The 3,796-nt window shown below is 74.6% G+C and carries 3 protein-coding genes; 2 read left to right on the forward strand and 1 reads right to left on the reverse strand.

All coding sequences use genetic code 11. The annotated features are described in order from the left end of the window. Positions 1 to 135: 135 nt before the first annotated feature. On the reverse strand, positions 136 to 936 hold the full coding sequence (locus ACFQ8C_RS35955; RefSeq protein ID WP_383466024.1) for a peptidoglycan DD-metalloendopeptidase family protein: 801 nt from the start codon (positions 934 to 936) through the stop codon (positions 136 to 138). Between the two features lie 223 nt (positions 937 to 1,159). On the opposite strand from ACFQ8C_RS35955, the gene ACFQ8C_RS35960 reads away from it, so the two are divergent. Further along, positions 1,160 to 2,383, forward strand: coding sequence for a hypothetical protein (locus tag ACFQ8C_RS35960; RefSeq protein WP_383466026.1), 1,224 nt, complete (start codon positions 1,160 to 1,162; stop codon positions 2,381 to 2,383). Between the two features lie 52 nt (positions 2,384 to 2,435). Then, entirely contained in the window at positions 2,436 to 3,737 is a 1,302-nt protein-coding gene (locus tag ACFQ8C_RS35965) for a hypothetical protein (RefSeq protein ID WP_383466028.1), read from the forward strand. The last annotated feature ends 59 nt before the right edge of the window (positions 3,738 to 3,796 follow it).

Below are 3,796 nucleotides of genomic sequence, written 5' to 3' on the forward strand. Positions count from 1 at the left end.
TTTTTGGTGTTTTGTTTTTGGGGGGGTATTTTTAATCCCCCCCCCCCGCCGCCCCCGCGGGGGGGGGGGGGGGGGGGGGCCCCCCCCCCCCCCCCGCCCCGCCCCCTCACAGGGGTCAGGCGGTCCGGCGCCGCGTCAGCAGAGCGGTACGCCGGGGAGCTGGGCGCTGGGGTGATCGATGTAGATGTTGCTGATGAAGCCGTTCTGGTCGCGGAGCTTGCTCCACCAGTTGTTGGTGTAGCCCTCCGCGTTGACGGTGTCGCCCTGCTTCTGGCACAGCACCCGCACGGCCGTCGGGCCGCCCAGCGTGGTCACGACCGCCGCGGACAGCCGCGCGTCGGCACGCACGTTGATTCCGCTGCCCCAGGTGGTGAACGGCGTGCCGCTGCCGCCGCAGCCGTTGTCACTCGTCAGGTACGCCTGGTGGTAGCTGCCCGGGTAGGACAGCCCGGCACCGTTGATCACGATGTTCTGGCCCACGCCGTTGTAGAGCTGCTCGTAGTGGATGTGCGCGCCGGAGGAGTTGCCGGTGCTGCCGGTGGTGCCGATCTGCTGGCCCTGGCCCACCCAGGCGCCGTCGGCCACCGAGTACGCGGTCAGATGGAAGTAGTACGTCTTCCAGCCACCGCCGTGGTCGACCACGATGTAGTTGCCGGCGCCGCTCGGCTGGGAGTGCCGGGTGGCGGTGCCCGCCGCGGAGGCGAGCACCGGGGTGCCCGCCGTCGCACCGCCGTCGGCACGGACGAAGTCGAGGGCGCGGCGGACCTCCGCCGAGTGATGGCTGTAGGTCCACCGCTGGCCGCAGGGGTACGGCGCCTTGAAGACGGGCGCGGCCGTCACGGCCGACGTCCCGGCGTGCGCGGGGGAGGCCGACAGACCGGCCAGCGCCAGCAACGCGGCAGCGGCCAGGGCCGGAAGTCGTCTGAGGAACCTCACGAATGCTCCTAGGTGGGGGAGGCGACCGGGCGGCAACGCGCCGGACAGGGGCGCTGCGAGACGTCGGGAACGTAACGGGAGGACCACGCCCTGACAAGCGTGCGACGGGCTTCTTCGACCAGGAACGAAATCCTTGCGCCGGGGCACCGGTCCTCCTCACGCTGGCGTCCGCGCACCGCACGCCCGACGGCCCGTCAGCCCCCGCCCCGAGGAGCCCTCGCCCATGCCCCAGCATCACCGGCCCGGCGCACCGCGTCCGCGCGGCACGGTGCCCGCGGCCGCCGCGCTGCTCGTCCTGCTCGGCGCCCTGCTCACCGGACCGGCCGCCGCCTCCCCGCAACCCCACCGGGCACCCGGCCCCGCCACGGAGACGGCGGCCGCCCGGAGAACGGACACCCGAACCATGGCCGACATCCCCGCCGCCGTGACGGCAGGCGTCGCCGTGTACGACCGGCAGACCGGCCGGTTCACCGAACTCCACGACCCCGACAGACAGTTCCGGTCCGCCTCGCTGGTGAAACTGCTGCTCGCCCTCGACGTCCTCGGCGACAGCGGCCCCGCAGCCCTGCCCGAGGCCGACCGGGTGCGCCTCACCGCCATGCTGCGCAGCAGCGACGACGCCGCGGCCGGCCACTACTGGAGCACCCGCGGCGGGAGCGCCATCGTCACCCGCACGGCCTCCCGCCTCGGTCTCACCGGCACCGTCCCGCCGCCCGCCACCCACCCCGGCTACTGGGGCTACACCGCGACCACGGCGGGCGACACCGTCCGCGTCTACCGCCACATCCTCGACACCGCCCCGGCCCCGGTGCGCACCTTCGTGATGGACGCGCTGCACTCGGCCACCCGCTGCGGAAACGACGGGTTCGACCAGTACTTCGGCATCCCGTCCGCCTTCGGCGGCACCCGGGCCGTCAAGCAGGGCTGGTCCGGCTTCACCTCCGGCGGCTGTACCGCCGCCCCCGCCTCCCGCACCGTCGTGACGCCCGCCCTGGGGACCGCCCCCGGCACCCGTGCCGCCTCCCTCGACCTGGTGTCCGAGGCGCTCCACACCACCGGCACCGTCGGCCCCGGCGACCGCACCGTCGTCGCCGTCCTCACCCTCCACCCCGACGGCACGCCCTACGGCACCGCCTACAGCAAGGTCACCCGGCTCGCCGACTCCCTCGACGTGCCGGGCGCCGTCCGCCCGGCGGGCACCCGGTTCGGCACCTGGGGAAGCGGCGTACGCGTCCGGGCCGCCGCGAACACCGGCTCCGCCCATCTGACCACCCTCCCGGCCGGGGTCGAGGTCCTGGTCGGCTGCCAGGCCCGGGGCGAGCGCGTCACCGTCCCCCCTTACGACAACGACTGGTGGGCCTACCTGCCCCAGTACGGCGGCTGGATCACCCAGGTCTACCTCAGCTCGCCCGGCGACACCCTCCCCGGTGTCCCCGGCTGCCCCTGACCACGCCGTCGCGCACCGCCCCCCACCTCCCACGACCCGAAGGAGGCGCACCATGCGCCGCGAAGACAGACCCCGCTCCGCGCGCCGCGCAGGCCGCCGTCTGCCCGTCTACGCCGCCTCGCTGACCGCCCTGTCCGCCTTCGCCCTCGGCTTCGGCCCGCCGGCCGCCGCGCAGGACCCGGCGGCGAACCGCGCGCCGGGCCCGGTGACCTGGCGGGCCGACCTCACGGCGGACTCGGGCGCGGACGCCAACATCACCCGCGCCGACGGCTCCTTGCGACTGCGGGACAGCCGGCTGCGGCCCGCCTCGGTCCGCGCCCGCCAGGGCCAGGGCACCGCCGTGCTCCCGGCTCGGGTGCTCGACCACGCCGTGAACCGGATCTCCGTCGACCTCGACGCCACCTCGCCCACCGGCACCAGGACGGCGGTCGACGTCCGGGGGCGGGACGGCCTCGGCCGCTGGACCGAGTGGCGCGAGGCACGCGCCGGCGAACCCGCCGTGCTGCCCCGGGCCGTCACCGAAGTCCAGGCCCGCCTCACCCTCGTCGGCGCACCCGCGGGCACCACCCCGGAGATCCACGGCCTCGGCCTGAGCGCCGAACTCGGCACCCCCGCCGACGAGGCGGGGGCGCCGGCGCCCGTCGCGTCCGCCGCCGCGCCCTTCTCGGCACGGGTGTTCGCCACCCGCGAGGGCCTGGTCGGCGGGACCACCGCCAACGGCCATGTGATCGTGCCCAACGACCACTTCGTCGCCCTGCCGTCACGGCGCGGGCTGTCCCCCAAGGGCAGCGGCGAGTACTCCGTGCGCGTCTGCGGCCCGGTCCGGTGCGAGACCGCGCCGGTCTGGGACGTCGGCCCCTGGAACACCCACGACGACCACTGGAACCCGTCCTCCGTCCGCGAGACCTTCAAGGACCTGCCGCAGGGCAAGCCGGAGGCACAGGCGGCCTACGAGAACGGCTACAACGGCGGCCGTGACGAATTCGGCCGCCGGGTGCTCAACCCGGCGGGCATAGACCTGGCCGACGGAACCTTCTACAACGTCGGCCTCGGCAACAACGGCTGGGTCACCGTCACCTACCTCTGGACCGGCGACGGTGCGGCGACCCGCTCCTTCCCGACCTGGGGCACCGGCGTCAACATCCGCAAACAGGCCACCACCGCCTCCCCCCAGGTGGCCCAGCTCGCCGGCCCCACCACCGTCCGCGTCCAGTGCCAGGTCCGTGGCCAGCTCGTGCAGATCGACGGCCACAGCAACGACGCCTGGTCCTACCTGCCGGACTACGGAGGTTACGTCTCCAACATCTACATCGACGTCCCCGAGAGCTGGCTCCCCGGCGTCCCGACCTGCTGAACCGCCCCCGCCCAGCCGAGCGGACGACGGCGGCACCGGGGGCCCGCGCCCCCGGTGCC

Source organism: Streptomyces sp. NPDC056503, from assembly GCF_042794995.1.
Classification (GTDB): domain Bacteria; phylum Actinomycetota; class Actinomycetes; order Streptomycetales; family Streptomycetaceae; genus Streptomyces.

Coding starts and splice junctions, on each gene's coding strand:
- ACFQ8C_RS35960 (WP_383466026.1), top strand. CDS start 1,160: ATGCCCCAGCATCACCGGCCCGGCGCACCGCGTCCGCGCGGCACGGTG.
- ACFQ8C_RS35965 (WP_383466028.1), top strand. CDS start 2,436: ATGCGCCGCGAAGACAGACCCCGCTCCGCGCGCCGCGCAGGCCGCCGT.